The sequence below is a fragment of the Spirosoma horti genome (genome assembly GCF_054776595.1).
Genome location: NZ_BAAHBQ010000001.1, coordinates 708,296 through 724,442, shown reverse-complemented (window position 1 = coordinate 724,442; position 16,147 = coordinate 708,296). Strand labels below are relative to the sequence as shown.

Annotated in this window: 8 protein-coding genes and 1 tRNA gene; 4 read left to right on the top strand and 5 right to left on the bottom strand. The window is 52.9% G+C overall.

From position 1 onward, the window contains the following. Positions 1-19 precede the first annotated feature (19 nt). From ACYVAM_RS02990 to pdxH, 3 genes are all read right to left on the bottom strand, one after another. A complete protein-coding gene (locus ACYVAM_RS02990) occupies positions 20-238 on the bottom strand; it encodes a DUF6814 family protein (protein WP_461063760.1) in 219 nt (72 codons plus the stop codon). A 28-nt stretch (positions 239-266) separates the two neighbouring features. Then, positions 267-1,847 (bottom strand): MFS transporter, encoded by a 1,581-nt coding sequence (locus ACYVAM_RS02985; protein WP_461063758.1) that lies wholly within the window; start codon positions 1,845-1,847, stop codon positions 267-269. Between the two features lie 103 nt (positions 1,848-1,950). Next, complete coding sequence (pdxH, locus tag ACYVAM_RS02980) at positions 1,951-2,598, bottom strand: pyridoxamine 5'-phosphate oxidase (RefSeq protein ID WP_461063756.1); 648 nt, start codon at positions 2,596-2,598, stop codon at positions 1,951-1,953. A gap of 92 nt (positions 2,599-2,690) precedes the next feature. Here pdxH and ACYVAM_RS02975 point away from each other — a divergent pair, with 92 nt between their 5' ends. Beyond that, on the top strand, positions 2,691-5,015 hold the full coding sequence (locus ACYVAM_RS02975; RefSeq protein WP_461063754.1) for a DUF349 domain-containing protein: 2,325 nt from the start codon (positions 2,691-2,693) through the stop codon (positions 5,013-5,015). Between the two features lie 138 nt (positions 5,016-5,153). Next, a tRNA-Thr gene (locus ACYVAM_RS02970) sits at positions 5,154-5,237 on the top strand. A gap of 118 nt (positions 5,238-5,355) precedes the next feature. On the opposite strand, the gene ACYVAM_RS02965 is transcribed toward ACYVAM_RS02970, so the two are convergent. Continuing rightward, positions 5,356-6,105, bottom strand: coding sequence for a hypothetical protein (locus ACYVAM_RS02965; RefSeq protein ID WP_461063752.1), 750 nt, complete (start codon positions 6,103-6,105; stop codon positions 5,356-5,358). 189 nt (positions 6,106-6,294) lie between these two features. Between ACYVAM_RS02965 and ACYVAM_RS02960 the strand changes: the two genes are divergently transcribed. Then, positions 6,295-6,468, top strand: a complete 174-nt coding sequence (locus ACYVAM_RS02960; RefSeq protein ID WP_461063750.1) for a hypothetical protein — start codon at positions 6,295-6,297, stop codon at positions 6,466-6,468. 98 nt (positions 6,469-6,566) lie between these two features. Here ACYVAM_RS02960 and ACYVAM_RS02955 read toward each other — a convergent pair whose 3' ends face one another. Beyond that, complete coding sequence (locus ACYVAM_RS02955) at positions 6,567-6,989, bottom strand: hypothetical protein (protein ID WP_461063748.1); 423 nt, start codon at positions 6,987-6,989, stop codon at positions 6,567-6,569. A 964-nt stretch (positions 6,990-7,953) separates the two neighbouring features. Between ACYVAM_RS02955 and ACYVAM_RS02950 the strand changes: the two genes are divergently transcribed. Then, positions 7,954-16,065 (top strand): Ig-like domain-containing protein, encoded by an 8,112-nt coding sequence (locus tag ACYVAM_RS02950; RefSeq protein WP_461063746.1) that lies wholly within the window; start codon positions 7,954-7,956, stop codon positions 16,063-16,065. The last annotated feature ends 82 nt before the right edge of the window (positions 16,066-16,147 follow it).

The following is a 16,147-nucleotide window of genomic DNA, read 5'->3' as shown; positions in this document are numbered from 1 at the left end:
GAAATAGCCGTCTTGACGGTCAGTCGTCGTATTCGCCCTGCAGTGCATAGAGGCCGAATCGAATCAACCCACCTACTATCAGGGGCATCAGGACAAACACAATGATGATGCCGAACACCAGGTCGTCTGTCTTGCCGGACGTGAGTTTGGGCAAACCCAGCGTCGTAATGCCAAAGTAACCAGCCAGGGTGGCCAGGGCCAGCCAGACAATGCCTAAAAATCGTTTTACCGTGTTCATAGGAAGTAAAAGTTAAAAACGGATAGCGTTAATCAACCACTTGTGCGCGGTTCCTGATGTAGAAAAGACCAATCAGAAAACTGACACCGGCCACAATGATCGGATACCAGAGTCCTTCCAGATAGGGAGCTGCGTAGGGCAATGCCTTCCCGGCTTTTTCGGCAGCGGTATTGGCTTCGTTGGCTCCCGTAGCCAGGTAGGTCGCCACGGCGGGCAGCAATCCACCAAAAACACCATTGCCAATATGATACGGTAGCGACATGGACGTATACCGAATCTTGACGGGAAACATCTCGACCAGAAAAGCAGCAATCGGGCCGTAGACCAGCGTGACGAAGATCACCTGGATAAAAACCAGCCAGATCAGCGACCATCGGTCATGATCATTCACGGTCACCGTTCTTTTTTTCTCGGGTTTTGCCGGTTCGGTGGCTGGGTCGGTTGAGCGTTTCAGTTTAGTTACTTCGGTTAGTAGTGTGCCGTCGGTATAGGTACGCTTAATGGTTTTGGTCATAATCGTGCCCCCCGCTACTTTCGGGTCAGGTGTTACGGTCGAGTCAGCCGAGAAGCTAGTTGCGATCTCCTGCTTGTTCTTTACGTTGGTCGTCTGGTACATCGACTCATAAATGGTCCGGTAGGAGAGAATGGCCACCAGCATGCCAAAGAGCATGATGCCCTTACGACCGATTTTGTCCGACAGCCAGCCAAAGACCACAAAGAAAGGAGTGCCCATAAGCAACGCCACCGTCATTAACTCATCGGATTGAATGGCGTCGACGTTGCAGACCGTTTTGACAAAATTCATGGCGTAGAACTGGCCCGTGTACCACACAACGCCCTGGCCCATCGTCGCGCCAAACAGGGCCAGCAGCACAAATTTGAAATTGTATTTGTTGCCAAAGCTTTCCTTGAGCGGATTCGTCGAGGTTTTGCCTTCGGCTTTCGCTTTAGCAAACAGGGGCGACTCATGCATGTTTTTCCGGATAATGTAGGAAATGAACACCATCAGGATCGACACCAGGAAGGGAACGCGCCAGCCCCATTCATCGAAATCGTCTTTCGACATGGATTTGCGGGTCAGCAGAATGACCAGTAAGGACACAAACAGGCCAATGGTTGCGGTCGTCTGAATCCAGGATGTCCAGTAGCCGCGTTGCCCCACGGGTGAGTACTCGGCCACATAAGTTGCGGCTCCTCCGTATTCGCCACCCAGCGCAAGTCCCTGAAGAAGCCTGAGGACCAGTACCAGCGTAGGGGCCAGGTAGCCAATGGTTTCGTAACTCGGAATCAGGCCAATAAAGAAGGTAGCCCCACCCATCAGCATGAGGGTGACCATGAACGTATATTTACGCCCGATCAAATCGCCCAGACGGCCAAAGAACAGGGCGCCAAAGGGCCGGACAATAAATCCGGCCGCAAACGTAGCCAGCGTAGAGAGAAAAGCGGCCGTTGGGTTACCTTCCGGGAAAAACTTGGTAGCCAGCACGGTAGCCAGCGATCCGAAAATGTAAAAGTCGTACCATTCAATGAGCGTACCGACCGATGAGGCCCCAATGACGCTAATCAAACTGCGTGTGCCGGACGTAGTTTTAGGTGCTTCTGTAAGCATAAAAAGTAAGGAAGTAGGCTTTATTTCATGTAAGCCATCCTAGCCCTACTTCCTACTGTAATAAGTTGCTCAGAAAGGTGATCGCGGTGGTTATTGACGCCTGCTAGGGGGCCAGCCGCTCCAGTTGCCAGGGTTGGGCAAGGTCCGTCCGGCGATACTGAATGCGGTCGTGTAACCGGCTGGGGCGACCCTGCCAGAATTCCAGCGTATGGGGCACCACCCGAAAGCCGCCCCAGTAGGGTGGGCGGGGCACGGCTTTGCCCATGAACTGAGCTTCCAGGTCACGCTGCCGCTCTTCCAGCACCTCGCGGCTGTCGATAATCGCACTTTGGTGCGAAACCCAGGCACCAATCTGGCTACCGCGCGGGCGACTGTTGAAATAGGCATCCGATTCTTCTGCACTCACTTTTTCAACAAGCCCCTCAATGCGTATCTGGCGTTCGAGCTGGGGATAAAAAAAGGTCAGGGCGGCAAACGGTTGTTGAGTCAGCTCAAGGCCTTTGCGGCTTTCGTAGTTCGTGTAGAAGGCAAACCCTGTCTCCGACACATCTTTAAGCAGCACAATTCGCCCGTCCGGACGTCCTTCTGCGGTCACCGTACTTAGGTGCATGGCATTGGGTTCGGGAACGCCCGCCTGAAGGGCTGCATCGAACCATTGCCGGAACTGAGCAAACGGGTCTGGTAAAACATCCGTGGTGTCTAACCCGTTTAGGGTGTATTCATTTCGTAAGTCGCTGATTGCTGAAGGCATTGCTGAGTTGAGATAATGGCTTTTGATGACTCTACTACAAGAAAATCCGCATATTGTCGTACTTTTGCAAAAGTAATCGGTACGTTCCCAACATGGCAAACCAAGAACAGGAAATTAACCAGCAGCCGGAAGTCCAAAACCTGGCTACTGACTCGCTGGCAGTAAATACTCCCGAAGATAACTCCACACCCGTTTCGGAGTCAACAGCTCCAGAACCTGCTGTAGAGGATAGTGAAACAACTATGTCCGATCCAGTAGATACGGCTGCAAACGCGCAGCCAGAATCCGTTGATGTCGTTAACTCCGCGGAAACACCAAGCCAAACACCGGTAGAGGAATCGACACCGGAAGTTTCATCTGTAGCAGATACCCCCGCTTCAGCAGGCGAAATTCCCGCGTCTACTGAGCCCGTTGCATCAGAAAATACAGATCCGTCAACGGCTGAGTCAGCACCGGAAACAAGTGAGCCGGTTGCTGAAACGACTCCGGATGTTACGACGCCCGTGGCCGATGCGAGTCCGTCGGAGCCAGCGTCCGAAGCGGCCGTTGTTGAAGAGATGACGGCGCAATACGCTGAGGTTCACGAGCCAGAGGAGGAAACACCTGCGCCGTCGACGGTCGATTACAGCCAGTTCTCAAAGCAGGATTTTGTTAATTTGCTCGAAACGCAACTGGCGGCTATCAGCCTTGCTGCCGTTACGCCCGGTGACTTCAAGAAAGCCGATCAGGTGCTGAAAGACGTAAAGCCGCTGTTCGACCAGATGAAGCGGGCCGAGCGGGAAGCAGCCTCTCAGTCATACATTGCCGAAACCGGTTCTGAAGAAGGATTCGAGTATAAATATGACGACGCCGTTCAACGGTTCGATGAGTTATACAAACTGATCAAGAGTCAGAAAAATACGTACTTCCAGAATCTGGATAAAGCAAAAGATACCAACTTCGCTTCGAAAACTGAATTGTTGACCCGCTTGCGCGAACTGGTTGAAACCGATGAAAATAACGCCGGTGATCCAAAAGTAAGCTGGAACGAATTTAAGAAAATTCAGGATGAGTGGAAGGCTGCCGGAAACATGAATTCTCCGCACAACGCTACGCTCTGGGCTACTTATCATGCGCTGGTCGATCGTTATTACAGCAACCGGAATATTTATTTTGAATTAAAAGAACTTGACCGGAAGCGCAATACCAACCTGAAAACGGAGGTGATCGAGAAGGTCGAAGCGATGGCGAAAGCTGCGGAAGAAACGCCTGTTACCCGCCAGACAATCGACGAAGCCAACGCGCTGTTTGAAGAATACAAACACATTGGTCCGGCGCCCAAAGCCGAACAGGAAGTACTTTGGGGTCGTATGAAAGCCGCTCTGGACGTATTGTATGACAAACGCCGGGGACAAACCAATGAGCAACGCAAAGAATCGGCGCAGTTATACGAAGAAAAGTCAGCCATTTACGAAGAATTAGTGCCCATTACCTCATTTACGTCGAACAGCATCAACGACTGGAACGACAAAACGAAGGCGGTAATGGCTTTGCAGGATCGCTGGAATGCCATCAAAGGGCCAATGCCACGCGAAGAAGGTAAAGAGCTGAGTAAGAAATTCTGGGCGGCACTGAAAACGTTCTTCCACAACAAGGGCGAATTCTTCCGGCAACTCGAAAGCAAGCGGGAAGAAAACCTGCGGGCTAAAACCGAACTGTGCGAGCAGGTAGAAGCCATCCTGGCAGCAGGAGAGGAGTCGCCCGAAATTACACAGACGGTAATTGAACTGCAACGCCAGTGGAAAAACATCGGCCAGGTGCCGGAGAAACAGAAAAACTCCATTTTTGACCGATTTAAAGCGGCTTGTGATGCGTTCTTCAACAAAAAACGGTCGAAAAATCAGGAAACCGAGCGTGAATTTGAAGGGAACCTGGCCAACAAACTGGCGCTGATCGAACGAATTGAAGCTGCGGCAACCGCCAATGCTGATCTTTCGCAACTTAATGAGTTCAAGAAGGAGTGGAACAGCATCGGCTTCGTTCCCAAAAAAGATATGCAGTCGACCCAGAAGCGGTATATCAATGCGATAAACGCACTGGTTGGCGCAACGGGTAAAATTCCGGCCAAAGATAAAGAGCGGATCATGCTCCAGAGTGAAGCCGAAGCAACCCGTACGGGTGGTCGTGGCGACCGCGACCGGGGTGACTACAACCGGGGCAATCGCGATGGAGGCAACCCTGATAACAAACGCGAAAGCGACATCCGTCGGCGCATTACCTCGATTGAAAACGATATCGCTACGTATCGCAACAACATCGAGTTTTTTGCCCGCTCGAAAAATGCCGATAAACTCCGCGCCGATATCGACCGGAAAATCGCCGATGCTGAAAAGCAACTGGACGACCTTCGGCATCAGTTGCGTGTAGCCCAGGCATAAGCCGCTGATAGACAAAATGAAAAGTGGTCTGATTTTAAATCAGACCACTTTTTTTTGCTTTTTTTAGGCATAGCCTTGCACCGACACACTAAAATTCCTACTTTTGCATCACAATTCGGAAACGAGTTGAGAATTGTTGCCAGTGTCGGATAGCGGTCGATTCCGCCTGATTTGTAATCAGGATGCGCAAGCGCGTCGGGGGTTCGAATCCCTCCACTGGCTCGTTGATTACCAGGTAGTTACAAACGAAAAACCGCCCTCAGTTCTGAGGGCGGTTTTTCGTTTGTATACATATTCGCATACGACGCATTTTATATCGGCTATGTGTAAAGTATACGTTCTAGTTCAGCTTCCGTTTCTTAAGTACCTGTTGCAACATCTGCTCCAACTGCGCTTGCTTCTGCTTAATAACCTGCAAAGCTTCGGTCTGCTGCTGAATGGTTTTATCTTGGTGAATACTGTATAAAGTCAACTCCTCAACTTTCTCTAACAGCGTAGCATTCATTTTTACCAGGTCAACACCGTCCTTGACCACCTGTTCAGCTGAGGGTACGCCGGGCAGATGCTGGTTAGCGTCAACGTATTTCTTTACCTCTGCCAATGGTTGCAGGGTATAGCCTGGTGCAAATACTTTATCACTCCAATCAGTAGCGCTGTTGATACGAAGCTGATAACGAGCTTTAACGACCTCACCCCTTTCGGTAATGGTTAAGAATTGATCAGTGGTTCGAGTAGTTGGACTGTCGGCGGTTAGATTGGTTAGCGTTAAGCCGCTGGTGTTGGGTGATTCACTGACTACTTCCAGGCGGTTAGCCGGTGCCGAGGTACCAATACCTACCTTCACTTGATTGCCCAGGATCAGGGCATTGCTGACGGCAACTCGACTATCGGCGCCAATGGCAATGGCGTTATACAAACCATCTTCAGCCTGACTGTTATAGCCCATCAACACATTGTCGTTACCCGTGGTGACAGTGGTGCCCGAGTTAGGGCCAATGATGATGTTGTTGGAGCCCGTGGTGTTGTTGGCACCTGCATTCGCGCCCAAGAATGTGTTGTTCTGCCCCGTTGTATTTTTCCATCCCGCCAATGTTCCGAAAAAGGAATTATAGCTACCTGTTGTATTGTCATTTCCTGTTTCGCGGCCAAAAAAAGAATTGTGCCAGCCAGATGTATTTGATCTGCCTGTTGTTGAACCGACAAAGGTGTTTGAATAGCCTGTAGTGTTAGAAAACCCCGAACTGTTACCTGCAAATGTATTTGTATAACCTCCTGTATTTTGAAAGCCAGCCTTGGAGCCTACAAACACATTGCTGGAGGCCGTATTGTTATAGCCAGCCGAATCACCAATGGCAACTACATTATGTCCATCTTGATTATTGGTGCCAGCGGCAAAGCCGATAAACACATTCGAGTAGCCTGTACGACTAAAGCTACCTGCACCATTCCCTAAAAATGTATTGTAAAAGCCTGAGGTATTCTGCCAACCTGCAAAGGCACCTACAAATGCATTTTCATGACCAATACCTGTATTTGTACCAGCATTAAATCCTAAAAACGAGTTACTACCGCCAGTGGAGTTAGATATACCTGCCTGCGCACCGACAAATGTATTCGATGATCCAGCACTCGTTGAACGACCCGCCCCAGATCCGACAAAACATTACTATTTCCTGTATCCGTGTTTAAACCAGCCTCCCAGCCAATCATTACGTTTACAATACCCGTTTTTGCATTCTTCCCAGCATCCATGCCAAGAAATGTATTTCTATTACCAGACGTTAAGGATGATCCGGCTCGAAAGCCAACTATCGAGTTTCGGTCACCTGTCAGGGTACTGTTACCTGACTCAGGGCCAATGAATGTATTCGCATTGCTGGGAGTTGCAGAATTTGGTGTATTGGCAATGTAATTAGATTGAGCAAGTAATGTAGCAGGTAACAGAAGTGTGACCAGGTAGAGGTTTTTTTTCATTAGCAAAGAAAGTCGCTAGAAATGGTTTGGTTTATTAGCGCAACTGTAGCATAAATCGTACCATGCCCTAGTGACTGTTAACTTATATTTTCAACAGAATTTCTATGTCTGAATCCGTAGGTAGCCAACTGACAGGTAATGCGAAGTTTAAGCGGGAAAGTACCACTATTCTGGGCTGAGGCTGGATTACTCAGGCGTCATAAAGACTCCTGTAGTAGGCCGTTAATTCGATCAGGCGCTTTTGGGACTCAGCTATCCTGTCCGCGTTGCGAAGGGCCAGATCATTTGACTGACTAAGGGTTATCCCGCTCGACATCCGATGTGTCAATTCTTTCAGGCACTCTATTCGACTGTTTAATAGCTGTCTATGCGTTTTCACTTTGGGGTATAGGTTAGTTTTGGTATGCTTTCGTCAATCAAGTCGACGAGTTGCCGGATAGGTATAGGTTGTGAAAGTCCACCGGACTGACGATAATAAATCTAATCTGATCGAAACTACGGATTAAAGGGGTAAGCCCTCCGAAATAGGGTGTAGACAAAGTGTAGACAGCTTATGTAAAGAATTGATTATTAGTAGATTAGTTTTCTGTATCCGTAATTTGCTGGCCGAAGTTGCGGCTGAATGATTATCTGTTCTTTTGTCTGTCGTTGGTTTTTAAGCAAGCCTTTCCAGACTAAGAACGGCAGCTCCTGTTACTACTTAAATTACCTTCTCCCGCCGTTTTGTGGCAATTTATGGGCGCAGCCCCAGCACGAATCTATGGCTGCTACAGTAGGTTCGTTAAGGCTTCCTGAGGGAAGTGACCTTAGTGCTGTTTGTGTGGCTGTTGCCTCTGTCAAATTATCCCTACCGACTGTTCGAAACTACTAGGTTTTTTGTCTCCATGGGGATAATTATGCATGAATCCTCCAACTATAACCCGTGGTGTAGCGCGTCATACACGCAAAATCAACTCAATCTTTTATGAATTTATCTTTACGTATATTTATAGGTTCATTAATTGCGTCAATGCTATGTTGTCAGGCGGCATTGGCGCAACAAGTTACGATTACCTCTGTTGCGCCTACTCCCGTCTGTGCCGGTGCAGCCATCACGGTTTCTTACGCACATTCGTTCACCGGGCTTGGAGCCTTCACTTTATATTTGTACGGCGGCAACTCGCCTGTACTGTTATCAGGGCCGACAAATTACAACTGGGTGCCGGGCTCCTATTCCCAGACGGCAACAATTCCTGCCAATCTGCCTACGGGAACCTATACGGTAGGCATTACAAGAACGCCTGTCTCTGGTCCCAACTATGAAAGTCCCCGAAGTAGCGGATTTACGATCAATGCAGTACCTTCAGCACCCGGCGTGTCGAATCTGGCCTACTGCGTAGGAGCGACAGGAGTGCCTCCCTTAACGGCTACAGGCCAGAATCTCAAATGGTATACTGCCAGCACGGGGGGTACTGGCAGCACCACAGCGCCCACGCCCCCAACCTCAACGGCGGGCACGAACAATTACTACGTAAGCCAGAGTGTGAATGGCTGCGAAGGGCCTCGGGCCACCCTGGCGGTGACCATCAATCCAAAACCCGCCCAACCCACGGTCGTTTCGTCGGTGTCCTATTGCCAGAATTCAACGGTGCCCTCCTTAGCGTCATCGGTGACTTCGGGGTCGAACCTGAAATGGTACGCATCCTTAACTAATGGTACTGGAACGACTGTCGCGCCAACGCCCTCAACCGGCAGCACAGGGTCAACGACCTACTACGTGAGTCAGACTAATGGCAATGGTTGCGAAAGTGACCGTTCGGCGATTACCGTTACCATCAAACCCAGTCCGGCGGCCCCAACCGTAACCTCGCCCGCTATCTATTGCCAGGATCAACCGGCCGCTCCCTTATCGGCGACGCCTGTTTCGGGTGGTAGCCTGAACTGGTATGGCCCCGCCAATAATTCGCTGGGCAGCACGGCTCCTACGCCCCCCACAAATTCCCCCGGCAGCACCTTTTATTCGGTTAGCCAAACGGTAAGTGGCTGTACGAGTGCAACAGTGACCATTACAGTTACTGTCAATCCAAAACCGGCGGCTCCAACGACGAAGCCCGTGGGTGTTTGTCAGGGGACGGCGCCGGTTTCCCTGGCCACGGGCGTTACCTCCGGGACGAATCTACGTTGGTACACCGCTGCCAGTGGGGGGACGGCCTCCACTGTAGCGCCAACGCCCTCGACGGGCAGCACGGGCTCTACACCCTATTACGTGAGTCAGATTAATAGTAACGGCTGTGAGAGCGACCGGGCGGTGATCACCTACACGGTGAATGCCTATCCAGCGGCTCCCGCGGTGAGTTCAACTCCACTGAGGTATTGTCAAGATTCGCAGGCAGTGCCGTTAACAGCCACGGGTGTGGCCAGTGCCACCCTTACCTATTATACTCTTGCCACAGGTGGAACACCTTACTCGACGCTGACGCCGTTAACGGATCAAAGTAATAACTATTATGTGAGTCAGACGCTCAATGGTTGTGAAGGCCCCCGGGCAACCATCAGCGTTGTTATCAATGCATTGCCTGCCCGGCCCGCCGTGACCACGCCCATTACCTACTGTCAATTCACCGTTGCTGCTCCCTTAAGTGCCACTGCGACTACGAACAACACACTCAGTTGGTACAATATGAATGCCCAGGGCGGAACGGCCTCGACAGTTGCGCCAACGCCGTCCACCGCTACGGATGGAGCCTTCACCTACTTTGTCAGTCAGAAAGATCCTTTTGGTTGTGAGAGTTCACGGGCCCAAATCAACGTGACGATCAATCCCAAGCCCGCAGCTCCGACGGTAATGGCCGCCAGCGCCTGTCTCAACAGCGTGCCCGCTCCCCTGACGCAATCCGTCACGGCGACCGGTACCCTGAAATGGTATACAGCCTCAACGGGCGGCACCGGCTCGACGGTTGCCCCTACGCTGTCGACCACCGCCACAGGATCAACGACGTACTACGTCAGCCAGACCAACGGCAGCGGCTGCGAAAGTGACCGCTCGGCGATTAGCTTCACGGTGAATCCGCTCCCGTTGGCTCCGGTACCCACACCGGCAACGCTCACCTACTGCCAGAATGCCCCAGCCCAGCCTTTAACGGCGAATGGCCAAAATCTGAAGTGGTACTTGGCTGCCACGGGCGGTAGCCCATTAAGCAATCCGGTAACGCCGTCTACGGCACTGGCGGGACCTATTACCTATTATGTGAGCCAGACGGATGGGAATGGTTGCGAAAGCCCCCGGGCCAGCGTCACGGTAACGACTACGTCAAGGCCTGTTGCTCCCACGGTGAGTGCGGTGAGCCCCAAGTATTGCCAGTTTGCGACGGCTGCCCCCTTATCGGCGACGCCCATAACGGGCAACACCCTTAGCTGGTATGGTCCCAATGCCACGAGCGGAACGGCTACGTCAGTCGCTACGGTTCCATCGACGGCTACACCCGGCAACACCCAGTATTACGTCAGCCAGACGGATGGCAATGGGTGCGAAAGCAGCAGCCGGGCATCTATTACGGTCACCGTTAATGCCAAACCGACCGCACCAACGGTGAACTCGGTTACCCTGTGTCAGAATGCACCTACGGTTGCCCTGGCGACGGCGGTGACCTCAGGCAGTAATTTGAAATGGTATACCGATCCAACGACTGGCACCGGCTCAACGGTAGCACCGACACTCTCGACGGCTGCTGTAGGATCGAAGACGTATTATGTGAGCCAGACGAGTGCCGAAGGTTGCGAGAGTGACCGGAGTGCGATTGTGGTCGAGGTGAAATCGCTGCCTGCCGCACCAACCATCACGCAGAATAACCAGAATCTCTGCCAGAGTTCGGTACCCACCCCGCTGACAGCTATTGCGACGGGAACGTTGACATGGTATAGCCCTAATGGTCAAATTACTTCGTCGGTAACACCGTCGACCAATGCGGTTGGACCAACCTCGTATTCAGTTAGCCAAACTGTTGATGGGTGCGAAGGGCCAAAGGCTACGCTGAACGTAGTGGTCATTCCGAAACCAGTAGCACCAACAGTTACCTCATCACTTACTATCTGTCAGGCAGCACCGACCATCACCTTGAGTGCTACGGCAACCTCGGGGAATACCTTGTTATGGTATACGAACCCGACAGGGGGGGCTTCGTCTGCAACGGCGCCAACACCACCAACATCGGATTCAGGAACAACATCATATTATGTTACCCAAACCGATGCCAATGGCTGCGAAAGTGACCGGGCATCCATTTCGTTTACTGTTAAACGGAAGCCAGCTGCACCAGGAACGGCACCTGTTAGCTTCTGTTCCAATCAGGTAACGCCCCTGACGGCCACATTTGAAGCGGGGACTATCCCGAACTGGTATGGTACGAATTCAGCGGGAACGCCAACCACAACGCCTACTACACCATCAACGGCCGTCATTGGCCAGGCTGTTCCTTATTACGTGAGCCAGACGTTGAATGGTTGTGAGAGTACCCTGGCCTCTATTGCCGTCACGATCAATGCACTTCCCGTAGCGCCTTCGGTGAGTTCAACGCCCGTCACGTATTGTCAGGATGCCACCGCAGCTCCTTTGTCGGCGACGGCATCCAGTGGTGGCAGCTTAAACTGGTATACGACATCAACCGGTGGTGTCGCGTCGCCGACCGCGCTGGTTCCACAGACGAATAGTAGCCTGCCACCCACAACGTTATACTACGTCAGTCAAACCAATACTAATGGCTGTGAAGGACCTCGGGCTACGCTTGCCGTAACCATTAACCCAAAACCCGATAAACCTACGGTCGTTTCGTCGCTAAGCTATTGCCAGAATACAACTGCCCAGCCGTTAACTGCAACGGGCGCTTCGGGGAATACCCTGCACTGGTACACGTCTTCGACAGGCGGCCCCGGATCAACGACCGCCCCAGTCCCACCCACATCGGACGCCCAAACCCCCATTACATATTACGTCAGCCAGACCAATGCCAATGGATGTGAAAGTGATCGGGCCGGTATTACGGTAACCATCATCGCTACCCCTGCCACTCCGGGTGTGTCTTCGCTGTCCCTGTGCCTGAACGAAACGGCCAGTCAGTTAACGGCAACGCCTGTTAATGGAGGTATCTTATACTGGTACGCTGCTACCTCGGGTGGAACGGGCAATACAATGGCCCCCACACCAATCACCTCTACGACGGGTACGGTTACCTATTATGTGAGTCAGCGTGTGAGTGGCTGCGAAGGGCCACGGGCAAGTCTGGATGTGACCGTTAAGCCTTTACCAACAGCTCCTACAGTAGACCCAACACCGATCAGGTACTGCCAGAGCGCGGTGGCTACTCCGCTGTCGGCTACGGCTAGTGCGGGGGGCACGCTAAACTGGTATGTCCTCCAGGGGGGCGTAGAAAGTTCGCTGGGACAGGCCACGCCAACTCCCTCAACGACGATAGCAGGACCGATTACGTATTACGTGAGCCAGAGCGTGAATGGCTGCGAAGGACCACGGGCCACCCTGACGGTGACCGTTAGCCAACGCTTGCCTAAACCAACAGTCGTTTCGTCGCTAACCTATTGCCAGAGTACAACGACAACCGCGCAGCCGCTCACCGCAACGGGAACAGGAACGTTGAAATGGTATAGTGATCCGAACACTACCACCACGATACCAACCCCGACGCCCTCAATCGCCACGGCAGGTCCTCCCGTTACGTATTATGTGAGCCAGACCGATGCCAATGGATGTGAAAGCGACCGGGCCAGTATCACAGTTAACATCATTGCTACGCCATCGCTTCCGGGTGTATCTTCGCTGAGTGTGTGCCAGAATGCGGCCGCGCCGACCCTGACCGCCACTACCAGTCCGGGAGGCAGCTTAAACTGGTACACAGCTGCCATAGGTGGAACAGCCAGTCCGTTCCCTTCAGCACTGTCCACCTCCACCGTAGGGCCGATCACGTTCTACGTGAGCCAGAGCGTGAGTGGCTGCGAGGGGCCCAGGGCTAGCCTGGAGGTAACCATTAAACCCTTACCCGCGGCTCCGATAGTGACCAACGGTGCACCCGCTTTCTGCCAGAATGGCGTGGCTACGGCGCTGTCGGCCACCCCGGCTAATGGGGGAACGTTAAACTGGTATATCATTCAGGGGGGCGTTCCGAGCCCGTTGGGGCAAGTCGCGCCAATCCCCTCGACGGCAACCGTGGGTGTGTTGACATATGCCGTGAGTCAGAGCGTGATTGGCTGCGAAGGACCACAAGCCACCATTACGGTGACCATTAAAGCCTTACCAGCGGCTCCGACTGTTTCGGCCAGCAGCGTAACGTTCTGTCAGGGTACTGTTGCAACAGCCTTAACCGCGGGTGTTAGTCCGGGAGGTACGTTGAACTGGTATACAACAGCAACAAGTGGTGTTCCTTCGCCTTTTGCACCGGTTCCGTTAACAGATACGCCGGGTCTCACTACGTACTATGTTAGCCAGATTGTCAATGATTGCGAAAGCCCACGGGTGCCGATCGTTGTCAATATAAAACGTACACCATCCGTTCCAACGGTTGGCACGGCTCCGATCTACTGCCAGGGTGGTACGGCAACGGCGTTGTCGGCCGTCGCGCCGGATGGTGGTTCGCTGAACTGGTACACCACACAGACGGGCGGAACAGCGTCGCCAACACCACCCGTTCCGCTGGTTAACACGGTTGGCCCGGTCACGTATTACGTCAGTCAGAATCTCGAAGGCTGTGAGAGTGGAAGGGTTAGCCTGACGGCAGACATCAAAGCGGCTCCGGCTGCACCCTTCGCAACCCCTTCGGTAGCTTATTGTCAGGGTGCTACCGCTGTTCCGCTGACGGCTACGCCAACGGCTGGCGTTCTGAACTGGTACAGCGCCCCAACGGGTGGTGGTGGGTCAACTGTGGCGCCTGTGCCTTCGACCAGTGCTCCTGGATCAACGCCGTATTACGTCAGTCAGATCGATGCGAATGGTTGTGAAAGTGTCCGCTCGGTCGTTACCGTTAAAGTAAATGCACTGCCTGTAGTTCCGTCGACAGTACCGGTTACATATTGTCAGGACGGCCCTACTACGGCGTTGACCGCAACCCTGACGGGTGGTGTGTCATTAAACTGGTACACGGCCGCAGCGGGCGGAGTTGCTTCGCCCGTGGCGCCTACACCCATAAGCACCAGCCCCGGATCAACGCCCTACTATGTCAGCCAGACCGATGCTAATGGCTGCGAAAGTAGCCGGAATGTGGTGCTGGTCACCGTCTCGCCAGCGCCAGCCGCACCGGCCGTTGCTGCGATAGATCCCGTTTGCCAGAATAGCCCATCTTTTGCCGTACAGGCTGCCGGGCAAAATCTGAAATGGTATAGTGATCCAACGTCTACCGCCAGCCTGGGAAGCTCAGTTATCCAGTCTACGGTGCTACCCGGAACGTTTATCTATTATGTCAGCCAGACGATTAACACATGTGAAGGCGCCCGGGCACAGGTGCAGGTCGTGGTCAATCCACTGCCAGCCGCGCCCATCGTGGCGAATCTGACGGGTTGCCAGGATGCTGTGGTGCAGCCGCTTACGGCTACCGGGACGGCCCTGCAGTGGTACGATGTTGGCGATAACCTGATTTCTGCGCCAACGCCCGTCACCAAAGTGGACGTAGCCCAGACCTATACCTACAAAGTATCGCAGACACTAAATGGCTGCACGAGTCCTAAAGCTACGTTTACCTATACGGTCAATGTGACGCCATTGCCAACGGTCGTTCCAGTGGTTGCCTACTGTCAGAATTCCGTAGCGACTCCCTTGCAGGCCACGGGCAGCAACTTAAAATGGACTGACCCGACCGGGGTCGTTAGTGCCAATGCACCCACGCCTACTACGCTGGCCGTAACTGCCGGAAGCAGCTATTCGGTCACCCAGACAAGCGTGCTCGGTTGCGAAAGCCGACCCGCCGAAATAAAGGTGGCGGTGAATGCGCAGGCTACCGCTAAACTAGACGGGAATGCATCGGTGTACCTGGGTAGTCCGGCGCTGCTGACGCTTACCTTAACCGGAGCGGGTCCGTATAGCTATACCCTGTCTGACGGGACATCCGGGATTGCCGAGACATCGGCAATCTCGCCGATAACCACGAAGCAGGTTTCCGTTACACCGGCTGCCACAACAACCTACACGATCGCGGCTGTGTCCAATGCCTGTGGCGTTGGACCTTCCAGTGGTGCGGGTACGGTCGTGGTCAAAGTGCCTACGATTACGACGCTTGCGTTATCAGCGTCATCAGTTTGTGCAGGAACGTCATTCACGGTACCGTTTTCAACCACGGGCGAATTTGTGACAGGAAATGCATTTACGGTTGAAATTGCCAATGTCGTGGGCGATTCGGCGAGCCGAAAATACATTCCGATTTCAAACGGGGTTATCCGGGGGCCGTTTATTACCACCACCATTCCGGCCACAATCGCTCCGGGACAGTATTATGTCCGGGTAATGGCATCCAATGCGCCGTATTCGATTTCAGGAACACTTAGTCCAACGATATTGACCGTGCGACCAGGAGCAACCGCTGGGTTTACTGCCAGTAGAAAGGCTATTTACAAAGGAGAAAGTGTCATACTGGTCTTCAATCTGGGGGGAGATGGGCCCTGGACGGGAACATATGCGGCTGGTTCGGAGATCAGAGCGTTTGGCACCACAACGAGTGTGTACTCGGCAACGCTCTCGCCAGCCGTCACGACAACCTATAAGTTGCTTTCAGTTGCCAATGGGTGTGGCACGGGTAAACTGGAAGGGGCTGACACCACAACGGTTCGCGTCGATATTCTGACGGCAGAGGAAGATCTGTTGAGCAATTCGGTAAAAGTCTATCCGGTGCCAACAGACGGGGCCGTGACCATCGATATCGATCTGCCTCTGCAGAGTAAGCCAGCCGAACTCCGATTGATTAGCCCGAGCGGACTCGTTACGCAGCAGATAGCAACCAAAAAGCGACAGACTATACTGGACCTGACCAAGGAGCCAGCGGGTACCTATCTGTTGTATATTACCGTCGGCGATCGATCAACGGTGCGTAAAATTCTTAAGTGGTAGCCTGATAAGCGTCGCTTATTGGGCTTTACCCCACCCCAACCCCTCCCCTTAGTTCAAGGGGAGGGGCTAAAAAAACTGAAAA